We start from the raw sequence: 13927 nt of genomic DNA, 5'->3' as shown, positions 1-13927 counted from the left end.
GCGCCTCCCGCGCCGCGCAACAGTGTCCACAGTCACTCGTCGCCCCTTCTTGAACATGTTCAACAATCACCCTAGGCTGACGTCGTCGGTAGTTGAACACGTTCAAGGAAGGCGTCCCCATGGACATCAAGGTCTGGATGTACGTGATCTACCTCGCGGTCAGCGTCGGCCTGACCATCTGGGTGGCACGGGCGCTGTCCCGCAACGGGCAGGTCTTCCTGGAGGAGGTGTTCGCCGACGAACGACTCGCCCGAGCCGTCAACAGCCTCCTGGTGGTCGGCTTCTACCTGCTCAACCTCGGCTACGTCACGGTGGCCATGAAGCACCCCGACCCGGTGCTCACCACGAGCCAGGCCATGGAGGAGCTGTCCCTCAAGATCGGTCTCGTGCTCCTCGTGCTCGGCGCGCTGCACTTCTTCAACGTCTTCGCGCTGGGCCGCTACCGCCGCAACCGTCTCCGCCAGCTCGCCACCCACCCCCCGATCGCTCCGATCGGCCGACTCCCCATGCCGTCCACCCCGCCCGGACCGCAGCCGGTCGGCGCGTACCCGGCCGGACCACACCCGGCGGGCGGATACCCGGCCGGACCGCAGCCGACGGCACCGCAGCAGGGCACCGGGCCGGCGAACAACCCACCGACCCGATGACCGTGCCGCCGGCCCACGGTGTCGGCCAGGTCCCGGATCCCACCGCTGACTCCGGCGGTGGGGTACGGGGGTTCACCGTCCTGTTCGACGCGAACTGCCCGCTCTGCCGCGCCGCCCGCCGGTGGCTCTCGTCCCGCGCCCAGCTCGTACCCCTGGAGTTCGTGCCGGCGGGCTCGACCGAGGCCCGGCGGCGCTTCCCCGGCCTGGACCACGACGCGACGCTGCGTGACCTGACCGTCGTCGCCGACACCGGCGAGGTGTACGCGGGCGACGGCGCCTGGTTCGCGTGCCTCTGGGCGTTGGCCGACCACCGGTCGGCGGCCGAACGGCTGTCCCGGCCGCACCTGTTGCCGCTGGCCCGGCAGGTGGTGGCGACGGCCTCCGCGATCCGGGAGCGGGTCCGCGATCCGTGGGCCGAGCCGACCGACGATCCGGCGGGATACCGTGACCTCGATGACCGAGCAACCTGCGCCGACGACCACTGCGGGTGAACCTGCGACCCCCCGGGGCGAGCAGACCCGACTGTTGATCCGGGACACCGCCATGCGGCTGTTCCGCGAGCGCGGCTACGCCCAGACCACGATGCGGGCGATCGCGCAGGAAGCCGGCGTCGCGGTGGGCAACGCCTACTACTACTTCGGCTCGAAGGACCACCTGATCCAGGAGTTCTACGCCCAGTCCCAGGTCGAGATCCGGGCGGCTGCCCAACCGGTGCTCGACCGGGAGGAGGCGTTCGCCGCGCGGCTGGCCGGGGTGCTGCACGCCGGCATCGACGTCCTGACCCCGTCGCACGACTTCGCGGCGACGTTCTTCAAGACCGCGGCCGAGCCGACCTCTCCGCTCAGCCCCTTCTCCGCCGAGTCGTCAGGCCCCCGGCAGGCGGCGATCGATCTGTTCGCCGAGGTGCTGACCGGCTCGACCGCCAAGGTCGACGCGGAGCTGCGTCCTCAGCTGCCCGAGTTGCTCTGGCTGGCGTACATGGGTGTCGTCCTCTACTGGGTGCACGACCGGTCGCCCGGCCAGGCCAAGACCCGGCAGTTGATCGACGGCGTGGTGCCGCTTGTCGACCGGCTGGTCGCGCTGTCGCGGCTGCGAGTGCTCCGCCCGGTGACCCGACAGGTGCTCGACCTCATCCGCACGCTGCGTCACTGACCGGTTCAGCGCCGCCAGCCGACTCCGCCGCAGGTCAAGTCCGTTATTCGACACTCCGATCCGACAGCTCGCATCTTGCACCAGGCAGCTTCGATACGTAGCGTGATCGACATCGGATCGGCCCGTCAGCGACGCGGCCGACCGCCCGAGAACCGGGACCTGGGGGCGGGTTGCGGACCGTGGATCCGGCCCGGGATCCACGGTCCGCGCACTGAGACCGGCGCCCGACGGCTCCCCCGTCTCACCGCGGATAGACCCCGTACGCCCGCCAACCCCGGTCCGGGAAGCCCGCCGCCTCCGCGACCCGGGCCGAGGCGTGATTGTCCCTCTCGTGCAGGTACGTCGGCACCGCGCCCTCGTCCAGGACCCGCCGTGCCGCCTGCGCCACCAGCCGGCGCGCGAGGCCCCGACCCCGGGCCGCCGGTGCGGTGCCGACGGCCAGTTCGTGCCCGAACGCGTCGTGGCGTTTTATCCCGGCGCCGGCCAGGTACGCGCCGTCGGAGTCGCGGACCACGAGCACCGGCCGGTCGAACAACCGCAGCCAGGGCGGCAGGCCGGGGGCTGTCGACGCGATCCACTCCCCCACGTCGGGCAGCGGCGCGGGAGAGAGACTCCAGCGGAACGAGCCGTCGTGGACGCAGAAGGTGGGCAGTCCGACGGCCTGCGGCAGTGCCGCGAGCATGCGCTCCGGTGCGCGCCGGGCCAACGCCCGGATCGCGGCCACCCGGTCGGGCGCGACGGACAGCACCGCGCTCCTACCGGTGTCGACGGCCAGGGCCGGACGCAACCGACCGTCCCAGGCCGGCCTGACCCGGCGATGCGAGGCGACCACGTGCAGCCCCGGACCGGCCGGCCACTGGCCGAGCCAGGAGGCCAGGTGCAGTTGCAGCCGCCGGTCGAGCATGCGTACCTCCCGTCACCCACACGTCGTGGATCACCGTACGCCGGGCGGCCCGACCGGGCGGGCCTTCTTGCCGGGGCCGGGTGGCCCGGGGTCACGACTGCGCCGAGGCGCCGGAATGCTGCCCGGGATCCGGGAACCGGGTGGCGAGATCGACCGTCATAGGTATTTCCATACATGGACACCTTTCTTTGGGACGGTATGGTCATGCCGATTCAGCCGAACGACCGCTTCCACCAGGAACCCACGCGACTCTGGCGAGCAGCGGAGGCCACCGGACCCTTTCCGGCCCAGCCGCGCTACCGGGTGACCCGCACGACAGGGGAGCTGTCCTGGGCGAAGCTGAACAAGCTGCCGGCCGGCAGCTCCAGTCGGCACGGCCTCAACACGCGCTGACGCACCAACCTTCGCCGTCAATTGGTGCCCTCGAAGCACCTGAGGTGGTGTATCTTTCGCGGCATGACCCGCATCACCGTGGACGTGAACGACGACTGGCTGGACGCCGCACGGGAGGTGCTCGGCACCGACACCAAGGTTGCCACCATCAATGCGGCACTGCACGCCTTCGCCGTCCGACGGCAGGCCCGCGAGATCGTCGCCGCGTTCGACCAGGTGGAGATGGACTTCGCCGGGTCTGCCGATGCCTGGCGCTACGGTGGCGGACGCGATCTGGACCGGCTTGCCGAGCAGGCGCGCGACGCCGAGGCAGCATGATGGCTGGCCAGATCTACCTCGCGGACACGTCGGTCTACGTGCTGCAGGGCCGCCACGCGACGGTCCGGCGGCGCTTCGAATCGCTGCTGACCGAGGGGCGGCTGGCCGCCTGCCAGATGACCAGCCTGGAGTTCCTCAACAACGCACCCCACCCCAAGGGGTACGAGATCCTCTGGCAGGCGTTGCGCGGCCATCGATGGCTGGACGTGACGGCAGCAGCGATGGACCGCGCCTTGGCGGTTCACCGCATGTTGGCCGCCGACAGCCAGCATCGCAACTTCCGGCTGCCCGATCTCATCATCGCCGCGACCGCCGAGGAGCACGGCGTGACCGTGTTGCACTACGACGCCGACTACGACCGGATCAGCGCCGTCACCGGCCAACCCACCGAGTGGGTGGCACCGAAGGGAACTCTCTGATGTCAGCCCGGGGCGACACACCGCAGGAGGACCAGCGGCGGCATTCGCACACCTGTCGGGTAATTTCTTCCAGGTCCGGCACCCCGGCCTACGACAGGAGAAGCTCCGCGCATGGGCAAGAAGACGATCCACGTCTCCGACTTCACCGGCACCGTTCTGCAACAGGACGACGAGGTGGTTCGTGTCGTCGTCCTGGAGCACCCGGACCTGGTCGCCGGGCCCGTGCAGCTCGACGCCACCCCGGGTGAGGTGGAGAGCATCGACGACGCCGCGCTGGACGTGGCGGTGGTGGAGATCCACGACCGGCACGGCGGCGGCGAGCCCCGGCGGGTGGTCCTCACCGCCAGCGAGTTCGACGCGATGGCCACCGACGTTCCGATGGCACAACTGCTGAGGACGGCCGAGCGGGTCCGCCCGCCCAAGGCCCGCAAGAGCACCGAGAAGATCGACTACGGCACGTTGGAGCACGCCGGGAAGCCGCACCGGGGCCGGGTCACCGAGGAGGAGGCCCGACTGGTCCGCGAGCAGCTCGACGAGGTCAACAAGCGTCTCGCCGACGCGGGCGTGCGCCAGATCGATCCGACCGATCCGGAACACGCCCTGCGGTACGGCTTCCCCGACGCCTCCTGAGCGAGCCAGCGGCCGTCCGGGACCGGCGCTAGGAAGCGTCGTTCCCGGAGGCCGATGCCTTGACGACGGCGGCGAGGGCTGCGGCCAGATCGGCCTCGACGGCCTCCTTGGTCAGGCCCAGCTCGGTGAGCACACCCCCGCCGTCCTCCAACTCCAGCAGGGCGAGCAGGAGATGCTCGGTGCCGATGTAGTTGTGCCCGAGACGCAGCGCCTCCCGGAAGGTCAGCTCCAGCGCCTTCTTGCCGGGCGCGTTGTAGGGGATGAGGTCGGGGACCTCGTCGACCCCGGGCGGAAGGGCGGCGCCGACGGCCTCGCGGACCGCCTCGGGGGTCGCGCCCCGGCCGGCCATCACCCTGGCGGCCAGCCCGTCGGGCTCGGCGAGCAGCCCCAGCACGAGGTGCTCGGGGCCGATCTCGGCGTTCCGGGCGGCGCGGGCCTCCTCCTGCGAGGCCATCACCACGTTGCGGGCCCGGGGGGTGAACCGGCCGAAGCCGGCGTTGGGATCGAGCGCCGCGGCCTCGGTGGAGCCCTTCGCCACGAAGCGCTTCTGCGCGGCCTGCTTGCTGACCCCCATGCTGCGGCCGATGTCGGTCCACGAGGCGCCCGAGCGCCGGGCCTGGTCGACGAAGTGCCCGATCAGGTGGTCGGCGACCTCACCGAGGTGGTCGGCGGCGATCACCGCGTCGGTGAGCTGGTCGAGCGCGTCGGTGTGCGCCTTCTTGATCGCCTGGATCAGGTCGTCGAGCTTGACTTGGTTGTTCATCTGGAAAGGCTCGGTCATGCGTCAACCATAAGTTGACGATCGCGCGTCGTCAACCCTCGGTTGACGCCCGTGCACGGGCGACGACCCGGCCGCGCGTATTACGGTGGGCGCGTTGTCACCGGAGGAGGGGCGCGGTCAATGCGGCTGCACGTGGGGTGCGCGATGTGGACCCACCGGTCGTGGCCGCAGCCACGTACGCCGCAGGAACGCCTGCGGCACTACGCGAGCTGGTGCGACGCCGTCGAGGGCAACACCACGTTCTACGCCACGCCGGCCCGGGACACCGTGGCGTCCTGGGCGGCGCAGACCGATCCGAGCTTCCGGTTCGTCCTCAAACTTCCCAAGGTGGTCACGCACGAACGCCGGCTCACCGACGTCACCGACCCGCTGCGCGCCTTCCTGGACGCGATCGAGCCCCTCGGTCCACGCGCCCACGCTCTCTGGATCCAGCTGCCGGGGTCGTTCTCGCCTGCCGACGTGCCCACCCTCGGCCGGTTCCTCGGCCAGCTCCCCCACTCCCACCGGTACGCCGTGGAGGTCCGCCACCAGGCGTTCTTCACCGAACCCCGCGCGATCCGACTGCTCGAGGAGACCCTCACCGCGGCCTCGGCCGAGTGGATTCCCTTCGACACCACGGCGTTCTTCACCACTCCGCCGACGAGCGACGCGGAACGCGACGCGTGGACCAAGAAGCCGCGGCTGCCGCTGCGGTCGGTCGCACTCACCGACCGCCCGATCGTCCGCTACCTGGGCCGCGACGACAGCGCCCGAACCGTCCAGGGGTGGCGACGCTGGGTCGAGATCACCGCCGACTGGCTGCGCGAGGGTCGCTCCCCCACCGTGTTCGTCCACACACCGGACAACGCCGACGCGCCGCAGCTCGCCCGCCGCTTCCACGACGAGGTACGCGCACGCGTGCCCGGCCTCGACGCCCTGCCCGAACCGATCCCTGTCGAACCCCTCACCCTCTTCTGAGCGGGTACGCCCCTCGGTCACCGCTCGCGGTCGAGGAGGTCGTTGAGGTGATCGGCCGTGCTGATCAGCGAGAGGTGACTGAAAGCCTGCGGGAAGTTGCCGATCTGCTCACCGTTGGGAGAGATCTCCTCCGAGTAGAGCCCCAGCGGCGTGCTGTACGTGAGCATCTTCTCGAAGGTCAGCCGGGCGTCGTCGAGCCGGCCGGACTGGGCGAGGGCCTGGACGTACCAGAAGGTGCACATGCTGAAGGTGCCCTCGGAGCCGGCGAGCCCGTCCGGCGAGGCCTTCGGGTCGTAGCGGTAGACGAGGCTGTCGGAGACCAGGTCGCCGTCCATCGCGTGCAGCGTCGACTGCCACATCGGATCGGTCGGCGAGATGAAGCCGAGCCCAGGCATCGCGAGCAGCGAGGCGTCCAGGATGTCGCTGCCGTAGTGCTGCACGAACGCGCCACGTCCGGGATGGAATCCACGTGTCATGACCTGCTCGTAGACGGCGTTGCGCTCGCTGGTCCAGCGGGCCGTGTCGCCGGGGCGTCCATGGCGCTTCGCGAGACGGATGGCACGGTCCAACGCCACCCAGGCCATCAACCGCCCGTAGGTGAAGTCCTGCCGGCCGGACCGGGTTTCCCAGATGCCGTCCTCGGGCTGGTTCCAGTGGTCGCAGAGCCAGTCCATCAGCGCCGCCGTCTTTCGCCACGCCTCGTACGAGACGAAAAGCCCGTTTCGGCTGGCGAGATCCAGAGCCAGGAGCGCCTCGCCGTAGATGTCGAGCTGCAGTTGGCCCGCCGCGCCGTTCCCGATCCGCACCGGCGCCGACCCGCGATACCCCTCCAGGTGGCCCAGCACCTCCTCGGGAAGGTCCGGTGAGCCGTCGATGCGGTACATGATCTGCAGGGGCACGTCGCCGTCGCGGGCGTCCCGGATACGCGCGTCGAGCCAGCGAAGGTACTTCTGCGCCTCGTCGGTGAAGCCGAGGCGGAGCAGCGCGTGCACCGAGAACGAGGCGTCCCGGATCCACGTGTAGCGGTAGTCCCAGTTCCGCGGCCCGCCGATCTGCTCCGGCAACCCGGCCGTCGGCGCCGCGACCAGAGCCCCCGTCGGGGCGTACGTCATGAGCTTGAGCGTCATCGCGGACCGTTCGACCATCTCCCGCCAGCGGCCGGTGTAGGTGGAGCGGCCGATCCACCGACGCCAGTGGTCACGGGTCTCGGCGAGCAGTTCACAGGCCTGCTCGATGCTGAGCGCCCGGGGCGCGTGCGGGCAGGCCGTCTCCAGGACGACCCCGCCGATGTCGCCGGCGTGCAGCTCGTAGCGGACACAGACGCCCTCCGCGTCCCGACGGATCGCCCCGGTGTCGACCAACCGCTCCGCGTTCTTGAAGGGGGTCAGGGTGAGGGAGAGGGTCGAGCTGCGGAAGACGTCACCCTCCGGATGGACCTCGAGCTCGTACGGATCCCGCCCGTAGTTGAAACGTGGCCGGCAGTCGAAGCGGAAGCGCATGCTCCCCCGGACCATCCGGACCAGCCGGATCAACCGGTGCTGGTCGGTGGCCTGCTCACCGGTGACGGGCATGAAGTCCACCAGCTCCCCCACGCCGTCGGCGCTGTGGAAGCGGGTGATCAGGATCGGCGTACCCGGCAGGTAGAGCTGTTTGCTCGTGTACTCGACGCCGTCCGGCGAGAGCTGGAAGTGCCCGCCCCGGCGACGGTCCAGCAGGGCGGCGAAGACGCTCGGCGAGTCGAAGCGGGGCGCGCAAAACCAGTCGATCGTGCCGTCCTTGCTGATCAGCGCGGCGGTCTGCAGGTCGCCGATCAGGCCGTGCTCCTCCACTGCGGGGTACGTCGTCTCCACGTGGGCTCCCGCCGCTCGTCGGGCTGACGGCGGCGACTACCCGGGATACCGCGCACTACACGGTCCGTCATCTCCGTGTGGGACGAACGTGTCGGTGACCGCCGATAGCGTGACCACCGGACGACATCGACGAGAGGACACCGGATGAGCCTGCGCGGATTCGCCACGCTGAACATCTGGGCGGACGACGTGGCGGCGGCCACCGAGTGGTACGCCCGGTTCCTGGGCCAGGAGGCGTACTTCTCGCGGCCCGGCCCCGACGGACGTCCGGCCTACACGGAGTTCCGCGTGGGCGACTACCAGGGGGAGCTGGGCATCATCGACCGCCGGTACGCGCCACCCGGCGCGGCGACCGGGCCGGGCGGCGCCGTCATGCACTGGCACGTCGACGACCTCGATGCCACCGTGGCACGGCTCCTGGCCCTGGGCGCCACGGAGTACCAGCCGATCACACCGCACGGGGACGAGGGGTTCGTGACCGCGTCCGTGGTGGACCCCTTCGGCAACGTGCTGGGCGTCATGACCAACCCGCACTACCTCGACATCGTCGCGTCCCTCAGGCCGGCCTGACCTGGCGTGTCGAGTCTTTCCCTCAGTTCCGCCGGTGCCCGTCCACCGCCCTCCGCACGAGCACGGCCGCCCTCTCGGCGTCCAGTCCGCTGGCGATGAGCAGGTCGTGGGCGGCCATGCGAAACTCGCCCGCGGCGATCAGCCCGGAATAACCCAGACGGTGGACGTGCGGGCGGGTGGGGTCCCCCACGGCCTCCCCCTGCGCCCGTCCGATCATTTCGACGCCCACCAGGATCTGCTCGCGGGCCTCCCGCGGCTCCGCACCGGCCTGGATCGTCCAGCGCAGGGTCAGCAGGGCGCAGGCCAGCAGGTCGATGGCCGCGGGAAACTCCTCGGGGATGGGTTCCTCGTCCTTGAGCGCCGTCGTGAGCCGTCGGGACAGGGAGCGGCAGCTGTGCAGGCTACGGTCCAGATGCTGGATCGACGCCGTGTGGAAGGCCAGGGAGTCGCGCTCCCGCCAGCGCAGGGGCGCGAGCCGCCCCACCTCCTGGGCGGCACCGAGCCCCTCCTTCAGCGCCGTCAACTGGGGGCCGAGCTCCCGCAATCCGCGCAGGCTCCGCTCGGCGTCGGCGAGGTCACGCACTCGCAGCGCCGCCGCCAGCTCGTGGATGGTCGTGGCCGCCGGCCCGACGACGGGCTCGGCCAGCCGCAGCAGCGTCCGCTGCGGGTGGATGGGCACCAGAAGCAGACCGACACCCAGCCCGACCAGTCCGCCGACGGCCGCGTCGACGAAGCGGGGAACTGACAGATCGCGGACGGGTGGCTCCAGGGTGGCGATGAGCACCGCGGTGCCACCGGCCTGGGTGAGCAGCGAACCACCACCCTTGAACAGGACGGCGAGGACGATCGCCAGCACGACGACCACGCCGGTCTGCCAGGCCCCGATACCGAAGAACGGCATGAGCGTGTCGCCGACGGCCAACCCGAGGATCACCCCGACCAGCAGCTCGACGGTGCGCCGCAGGCGTGACCCCATCGAGGCGGCCACGATGCCGACGGCGGTGGTGGGCGCGAGGACCGGGGACGGGTTGTGCAGGAACCGGTACCCCACGAACCAGGCGATCGTCGCCGCGATGCCGGCCTGCACCGCGAGCAGGCCGTACAGACGTAGCCGCCAGGTGCGCGAGCGCAGCCCCTCGCGTGCCCGCTCCCGCAGACCGCCGACCAGCCGGCGAGCCCCGAGCCGTCGGTGCGGCGCCGGGTCGCCGTCGGCCTCCGACTCCTGGTGGGCGGGCACGTCGCGTCGCTTACCCACCAGACGTGGACCTATCCGGCGGCCTCGGACGCGTCGAGAGCGAACGCGCCGCGATTCGACACCTGAACCGCCACGGGTTACCGGACGTCGCGCTGTCCCAGCGGCCCCGGACACGCGACGTCCGGTACGGGCGATCGAGCGCCGGTCGCCCGCCGTTGGTGGCCTACTTGTCCGGTGGCGGCGGCAGCAGTTCGGCGTGCCGAACGGTCCAGCCGCCCCTGGTCACCGGGGCGAACGCCGCCGGCGCCAGGCAGGTTCCGACCGTCCCCTCGCGCCACTGACCGTCGGGCCCCTGATCGGCGTTGACCACCGACCAGGAGAAACCGACCCGATCGCCGCCCGGCCCGTCGTACACGCTGAAGCCCAGGCGCCTGCCGACCAGGTCGGCCGCCGGCGTGTCGGCCTCGGTGACCACTGCGGTGAGGGTCGCGGTCCGCTCGGCCGTGACCAGGCAGTCGACGCGGGCCGCGAAGCGGACGGTGAGACCGTTCGCCGCGAGCCGGTGGGCGACGCGGACCGTGCCGGTCGCGTCGGTGGGCAGGCCGTGCGGCGCGCCGGGCAGTGCCCGGGTGTACGGGGTCGCTCGCGCGTCGAAGGTGAAGCTGCGTACGTCGTTGTCCGGCGAGTACGTCAACCTGACCTCGCCCGACCCGCCGACGCTGGCGACCCTCGGCCCCTGTGGTGTGGCGTTGGCGCCCGGCACGGCGACCAGCGTCACGCCGACCATGATCGCCGCCGTGCCCAGTCCTCGGAACGTGTTCCTCATCGGTCCTCCCTCGTGGCGACTGTCGTCGCTGTCGGGATCCACGTTGCCGGCTCGCGCGAGCCACGACCTCCCCCCGCCGCGCGAGCCGGTTCCACCCCCCGAGGGAGCATCGTCGGCCTCGGCTCGTCAGGCCCTGTCCACGCGGAGGACAACGGACGGCCGGTCCATTGCCGTCACCACGTCGATCCTCGGGCTCAACGGTGCAGGGTGACGCTGACCTGCCCGGTCGCGGTGCCCGACGGGTTCACGACCACCGTGTACGTGCCGGTGGCCGGCAGCGCTGTCGCGTCGACAGCGCCGGCGCCGTTGATGACGCAGCCGCTGGCCAGCAGGATGCCGTCGGGGCCGCGCAACTCCAGTACACCGCACTGGTCGGGCAGGGTGGCGGCGCTCGCCGTCAGGCCCACCGAGGTTCCCGCCGAGCCGGTGAACCGGTAACTGAGCACCGCACCCGGCCGTTCCACGACAGCCAGCACCGCCGGCCCGTCCACGGTGAGCGTGCCGCTGCCGTCCCGACCGGCGAAGATCCGCAGCGCGACCTCACCTGTGGTGCGGTCCACCGGGTCGACCACCACCGTGTACGTGCCGTCGGCGGGCAGCACCGTGCCGTCGACCTCGCCGACGCCGTTGACGACACAGCCGGTGTTCAGCAGGTGCCCGTCGGCGTCCTCGATGCGCAGCGGCGAGCACTGGTCGCTCAGGGTGCTCGCCGGCACCTCCACGAAGACCCGCTCGCCGGCCCGGCCCGTGAACCGGTAGCGGGCCTGCGCACCCGGCTGCGCGACAACCGCGGAGACTGCCGGTCCGTTCGACTCGACAGTGCCGGCGGTATCCGAGGCGACGTAGACCCGTACGGTGGCGCGGCCGGTGTCACCCGCCGCGGCGGTGACCTCGACCGCGTAGTCGCCGGCGGCGGTCAGGTCCACGCGGTCGACGTAGCCGGACCCGTTGATGTTGCAGCCACTGCTCACCTCCCGGCCCGCCGGGTCGAGCAGCCGGTACGCCGAGCAGCGATCCGCCATGCCGGGGGCGACGACGTCGACGAAGACGGCGTCCCCGGCGCGGGCCGGGAAACTCAGCCGGTCGCCACCCGGGGTGAGGGCGGCGGTGGCGACCGGCGTGGCGGTGATCGGCGTGGCCGGCGATGGCGCGACCCGCTCGGTGGCCGCGCCGCCGACGGCGAACTCGGGTCGGCCGCTGACTCCGACGTCGAAGACGCAGTCGGCGAACGCGGCCGGGGCGGTGACACCGGCCCAGCGGCACAGTTCCTCCGCCGCCGCCCGGCGACCCGGGTCGAGGTCGGCCGTCGTCATCGGCCGCTCCGGAAAGCCACGGTCGGTGAAGGTGCCGGTGTTCTGGTCGGCCTCGTAGGGCAGCAGTGAGCGCTCCTGGGTGACCCGCCAACCGTCCGCGTACGCCGGGTAGAGCTTCTCGAAGGGCACCGGCTGCGGCAGCGCCGGCCCGGAGGCGGCGGCGATGTCGTCGCTCGGGTCGCCGTCGAAGTCGCCGAGCAGGCCGCGCACCTTCCCCGCCCGACTCCCGTCCAGTTTCACCAGCAGCCGGTAACCGTAGTGGCCGATCTGGTCCACGGCCGCCGCCGAGCCGTCCGGCCAGCGCAGGTCGTAACCGCCCGCCGGACCGGTGTCGGAGGGCCGGCGGACCAGAGCGCCGCCACCGCCGAGGTCGATCCGGTCGGGCGGTACGGCGACCGCCGCGCCGTCGACGTACACCCGGGTTTCGCCGGTGGTGAGGGCGAGGCTGACCCGGCGCCCGCCGACCCGGAAGGCGACGGCGCTGTTGACCGAGGCGGTCCGGGTGCCGGCCATCGGCGCCTGCCGGACCTGTACCTCAAGCGGATCGCCGCCGGTCGCGGCCACGAGCACGAACTCGCCGACGGCCTGGAAGTCGTAGTAGACCCGGTCGAAGGTGACCAGGTGCGGGTCGCCGTTGGTGCTCGCGCAGGCAGCACCCTCCTCGCAGAGCTTCGTCGGCCCCTTCGCCGGCGGCTTCTTCTTCGCCGGCTTCTTGCACTCGTCGAGGTTCTTCGGCAACGGCTTGCCGTCGTACTCGGTGCGCGGCGGCAGTCCCTTCGCGGCGCGGTAGCGGTTCTCCGCGAGCGTCGCCTTCACCTCGGCGGTCTTGATCCCGGTGGCGCCGCACTCGCCCGGTGGGACGGCGCTGCGGGAGATGTCGTCGGCGTGGTTCAGCTCGTGGTAGAGCGCCGCGCAGGGGTCGCGGACCACCCCGTCGCCGTACGGGTCGGTGGAGGTCGGGTTCCAGGTGACAGTGGAGGAACCCTTGCCGTCCGCGCTCTCCGGGGTCTCGAAGGCACCCGAGCCGCCTCGGGTGGGGATGATCCGCACCCTGGGCGACTTCGGATCCTTCAGTCGGGGCAGGATCCCCGCCGGATCGCCGCCGGTCGCCGCAAACCCCTGCAGACAGCCGTCGACCGCCGCCTGGAAGTCGACGCCGGCGACGGGCGCGCCGGAGTTCGGGTCGACCGTGTAATTCGCCCGCGCGGGCGGCGCCGCCGTGACCACGAACCCACCGACGACGACAAGCAGCAGGGCGGCGGCGCCCGCCGGGGACCGGCGGCGGACCCGCAGGATCACTGTCGCGACCACGAGCAGCAGCCCCACCAGCGCGGCACCGCCGAGAAGCCAGGCCCATCGGGGTACGCCCGAACCACCGTCATCGACGACGAAGGTGGCGGTCCGCACCGCGGTGACGCCCGCGCAGGAGTTCGCGGCAGCGCCCAACGGCAACGTCACGTATCCGGCGGTCACCTCGTACCGGCCGGCCGCCCCGATCGGCCAGAGCGTGTCCAGTCCACCGCCGTCGGGCGTCGCGGCCACCGAACGCAGCACCACGTCTCCGGCGTCGTCGCCGTCGTGCACCCGGACAGCTGTCAACGGCACGGTCACTGTCGCACCGGGCTCGACAGTGGCGAGGCCGGCGGTGGCGACGGCGGCCACCCCGTCGGCGTAGAAGCTGCGGCCGAGCACCGGGGCCAGGTCCCGCCCGTCCCGGCGTACCCCGGTCACCTGGACCGTCCCGGTGGCCTCGGTCGCCAGCGCGCAGGCCGCGTCTGTCGAGTTGGTGACCGTGAGGTCCAGTCGAACCGGCTCACCGACCCGATACGACTGTCGCTCCGCGCGCAGCCCGAGCCCCAGACCACCGTCCGCGGCCGCCGTGCCCTGCCCGGCCACCAGTACCGCCAGCAGTACGACGGCCCCGGCCGCGAGTCGCGCCATGAGCCTCATGGAGGCTGACTGTAGGGCTGGG

At 71.7% G+C, this 13927-nt stretch carries 15 protein-coding genes; 9 read left to right on the top strand and 6 right to left on the bottom strand.

The window, feature by feature from the left end; all coding sequences use genetic code 11:
- The first annotated feature begins 119 nt into the window (after positions 1-119).
- Genes MILUP08_RS07480 through MILUP08_RS07470 form a run of 3 tightly spaced genes read left to right on the top strand, consistent with a single transcriptional unit; the run spans position 120 to position 1799 of the window.
- Positions 120-647: a hypothetical protein gene (locus MILUP08_RS07480; protein ID WP_007456238.1), complete on the top strand. Its 528-nt coding sequence runs from the start codon at positions 120-122 to the stop codon at positions 645-647.
- The gene (locus tag MILUP08_RS07475) at positions 644-1138 is read left to right on the top strand and encodes a thiol-disulfide oxidoreductase DCC family protein (RefSeq protein WP_007456236.1); all 495 of its coding nucleotides are present in this window, start codon (positions 644-646) and stop codon (positions 1136-1138) included. Before MILUP08_RS07480 ends, MILUP08_RS07475 begins: the two co-directional genes overlap by 4 nt.
- Positions 1101-1799, top strand: coding sequence for a TetR family transcriptional regulator (locus MILUP08_RS07470; protein ID WP_039905564.1), 699 nt, complete (start codon positions 1101-1103; stop codon positions 1797-1799). Before MILUP08_RS07475 ends, MILUP08_RS07470 begins: the two co-directional genes overlap by 38 nt.
- Positions 1800-2040: 241 nt before the next feature.
- Here the strand turns inward: MILUP08_RS07470 and MILUP08_RS07465 are convergent, their stop codons facing one another.
- Entirely contained in the window at positions 2041-2703 is a 663-nt protein-coding gene (locus MILUP08_RS07465; protein ID WP_007456231.1) for a GNAT family N-acetyltransferase, read from the bottom strand.
- Positions 2704-2907: 204 nt separating this feature from the next.
- Here MILUP08_RS07465 and MILUP08_RS07460 point away from each other — a divergent pair, with 204 nt between their 5' ends.
- The 4 genes from MILUP08_RS07460 (at position 2908) to MILUP08_RS07445 (ending at position 4463) form a co-directional block, all read left to right on the top strand.
- Positions 2908-3096, top strand: a complete 189-nt coding sequence (locus MILUP08_RS07460; RefSeq protein ID WP_039907426.1) for a hypothetical protein — start codon at positions 2908-2910, stop codon at positions 3094-3096.
- A 63-nt stretch (positions 3097-3159) separates the two neighbouring features.
- Positions 3160-3414, top strand: coding sequence for a type II toxin-antitoxin system VapB family antitoxin (locus tag MILUP08_RS07455; protein ID WP_007456226.1), 255 nt, complete (start codon positions 3160-3162; stop codon positions 3412-3414).
- Complete coding sequence (locus MILUP08_RS07450) at positions 3414-3833, top strand: PIN domain nuclease (RefSeq protein WP_039907424.1); 420 nt, start codon at positions 3414-3416, stop codon at positions 3831-3833. Before MILUP08_RS07455 ends, MILUP08_RS07450 begins: the two co-directional genes overlap by 1 nt.
- Before the next feature lie 111 nt (positions 3834-3944).
- Entirely contained in the window at positions 3945-4463 is a 519-nt protein-coding gene (locus MILUP08_RS07445; protein ID WP_007456224.1) for a hypothetical protein, read from the top strand.
- A gap of 28 nt (positions 4464-4491) precedes the next feature.
- Here MILUP08_RS07445 and MILUP08_RS07440 read toward each other — a convergent pair whose 3' ends face one another.
- The gene (locus tag MILUP08_RS07440) at positions 4492-5244 is read right to left on the bottom strand and encodes a Clp protease N-terminal domain-containing protein (RefSeq protein WP_007456223.1); all 753 of its coding nucleotides are present in this window, start codon (positions 5242-5244) and stop codon (positions 4492-4494) included.
- Positions 5245-5388: 144 nt separating this feature from the next.
- Between MILUP08_RS07440 and MILUP08_RS07435 the strand changes: the two genes are divergently transcribed.
- The gene (locus MILUP08_RS07435) at positions 5389-6201 is read left to right on the top strand and encodes a DUF72 domain-containing protein (protein ID WP_202805249.1); all 813 of its coding nucleotides are present in this window, start codon (positions 5389-5391) and stop codon (positions 6199-6201) included.
- 17 nt (positions 6202-6218) lie between these two features.
- On the opposite strand, the gene MILUP08_RS07430 is transcribed toward MILUP08_RS07435, so the two are convergent.
- The gene (locus tag MILUP08_RS07430; RefSeq protein WP_007456221.1) at positions 6219-8051 is read right to left on the bottom strand and encodes a glycoside hydrolase family 15 protein; all 1833 of its coding nucleotides are present in this window, start codon (positions 8049-8051) and stop codon (positions 6219-6221) included.
- 144 nt (positions 8052-8195) lie between these two features.
- Between MILUP08_RS07430 and MILUP08_RS07425 the strand changes: the two genes are divergently transcribed.
- A complete protein-coding gene (locus MILUP08_RS07425; RefSeq protein WP_007456220.1) occupies positions 8196-8621 on the top strand; it encodes a VOC family protein in 426 nt (141 codons plus the stop codon).
- A gap of 22 nt (positions 8622-8643) precedes the next feature.
- Here the strand turns inward: MILUP08_RS07425 and MILUP08_RS07420 are convergent, their stop codons facing one another.
- The 3 genes from MILUP08_RS07420 to MILUP08_RS07410 all read right to left on the bottom strand — a co-directional run bounded on the left by MILUP08_RS07420 (position 8644) and on the right by MILUP08_RS07410 (position 13905).
- Positions 8644-9876: an FUSC family protein gene (locus MILUP08_RS07420; RefSeq protein ID WP_007456219.1), complete on the bottom strand. Its 1233-nt coding sequence runs from the start codon at positions 9874-9876 to the stop codon at positions 8644-8646.
- A gap of 163 nt (positions 9877-10039) precedes the next feature.
- On the bottom strand, positions 10040-10642 hold the full coding sequence (locus MILUP08_RS07415) for a hypothetical protein (protein WP_007456218.1): 603 nt from the start codon (positions 10640-10642) through the stop codon (positions 10040-10042).
- 194 nt (positions 10643-10836) lie between these two features.
- Positions 10837-13905, bottom strand: coding sequence for a VWD domain-containing protein (locus MILUP08_RS07410; protein ID WP_007456217.1), 3069 nt, complete (start codon positions 13903-13905; stop codon positions 10837-10839).
- Positions 13906-13927: the final 22 nt, after the last annotated feature.

The sequence above is a fragment of the Micromonospora lupini str. Lupac 08 genome (genome assembly GCF_000297395.2).
Lineage (GTDB): Bacteria > Actinomycetota > Actinomycetes > Mycobacteriales > Micromonosporaceae > Micromonospora > Micromonospora lupini.
This window is presented reverse-complemented; position numbering and strand designations above follow the sequence as displayed.

Bases quoted from the DNA above. Each gene is read 5' to 3' on its own strand.
- MILUP08_RS07460 (WP_039907426.1), top strand. From the start codon at position 2,908: ATGCCGATTCAGCCGAACGACCGCTTCCACCAGGAACCCACGCGACTC.
- MILUP08_RS07435 (WP_202805249.1), top strand. From the start codon at position 5,389: ATGTGGACCCACCGGTCGTGGCCGCAGCCACGTACGCCGCAGGAACGC.
- MILUP08_RS07410 (WP_007456217.1), bottom strand. From the start codon at position 13,905: ATGAGGCTCATGGCGCGACTCGCGGCCGGGGCCGTCGTACTGCTGGCG.
- MILUP08_RS07425 (WP_007456220.1), top strand. From the start codon at position 8,196: ATGAGCCTGCGCGGATTCGCCACGCTGAACATCTGGGCGGACGACGTG.
- MILUP08_RS07415 (WP_007456218.1), bottom strand. From the start codon at position 10,642: ATGAGGAACACGTTCCGAGGACTGGGCACGGCGGCGATCATGGTCGGC.
- MILUP08_RS07450 (WP_039907424.1), top strand. From the start codon at position 3,414: ATGGCTGGCCAGATCTACCTCGCGGACACGTCGGTCTACGTGCTGCAG.
- MILUP08_RS07480 (WP_007456238.1), top strand. From the start codon at position 120: ATGGACATCAAGGTCTGGATGTACGTGATCTACCTCGCGGTCAGCGTC.
- MILUP08_RS07445 (WP_007456224.1), top strand. From the start codon at position 3,945: ATGGGCAAGAAGACGATCCACGTCTCCGACTTCACCGGCACCGTTCTG.
- MILUP08_RS07465 (WP_007456231.1), bottom strand. From the start codon at position 2,703: ATGCTCGACCGGCGGCTGCAACTGCACCTGGCCTCCTGGCTCGGCCAG.
- MILUP08_RS07470 (WP_039905564.1), top strand. From the start codon at position 1,101: ATGACCGAGCAACCTGCGCCGACGACCACTGCGGGTGAACCTGCGACC.
- MILUP08_RS07475 (WP_007456236.1), top strand. From the start codon at position 644: ATGACCGTGCCGCCGGCCCACGGTGTCGGCCAGGTCCCGGATCCCACC.
- MILUP08_RS07455 (WP_007456226.1), top strand. From the start codon at position 3,160: ATGACCCGCATCACCGTGGACGTGAACGACGACTGGCTGGACGCCGCA.
- MILUP08_RS07440 (WP_007456223.1), bottom strand. From the start codon at position 5,244: ATGACCGAGCCTTTCCAGATGAACAACCAAGTCAAGCTCGACGACCTG.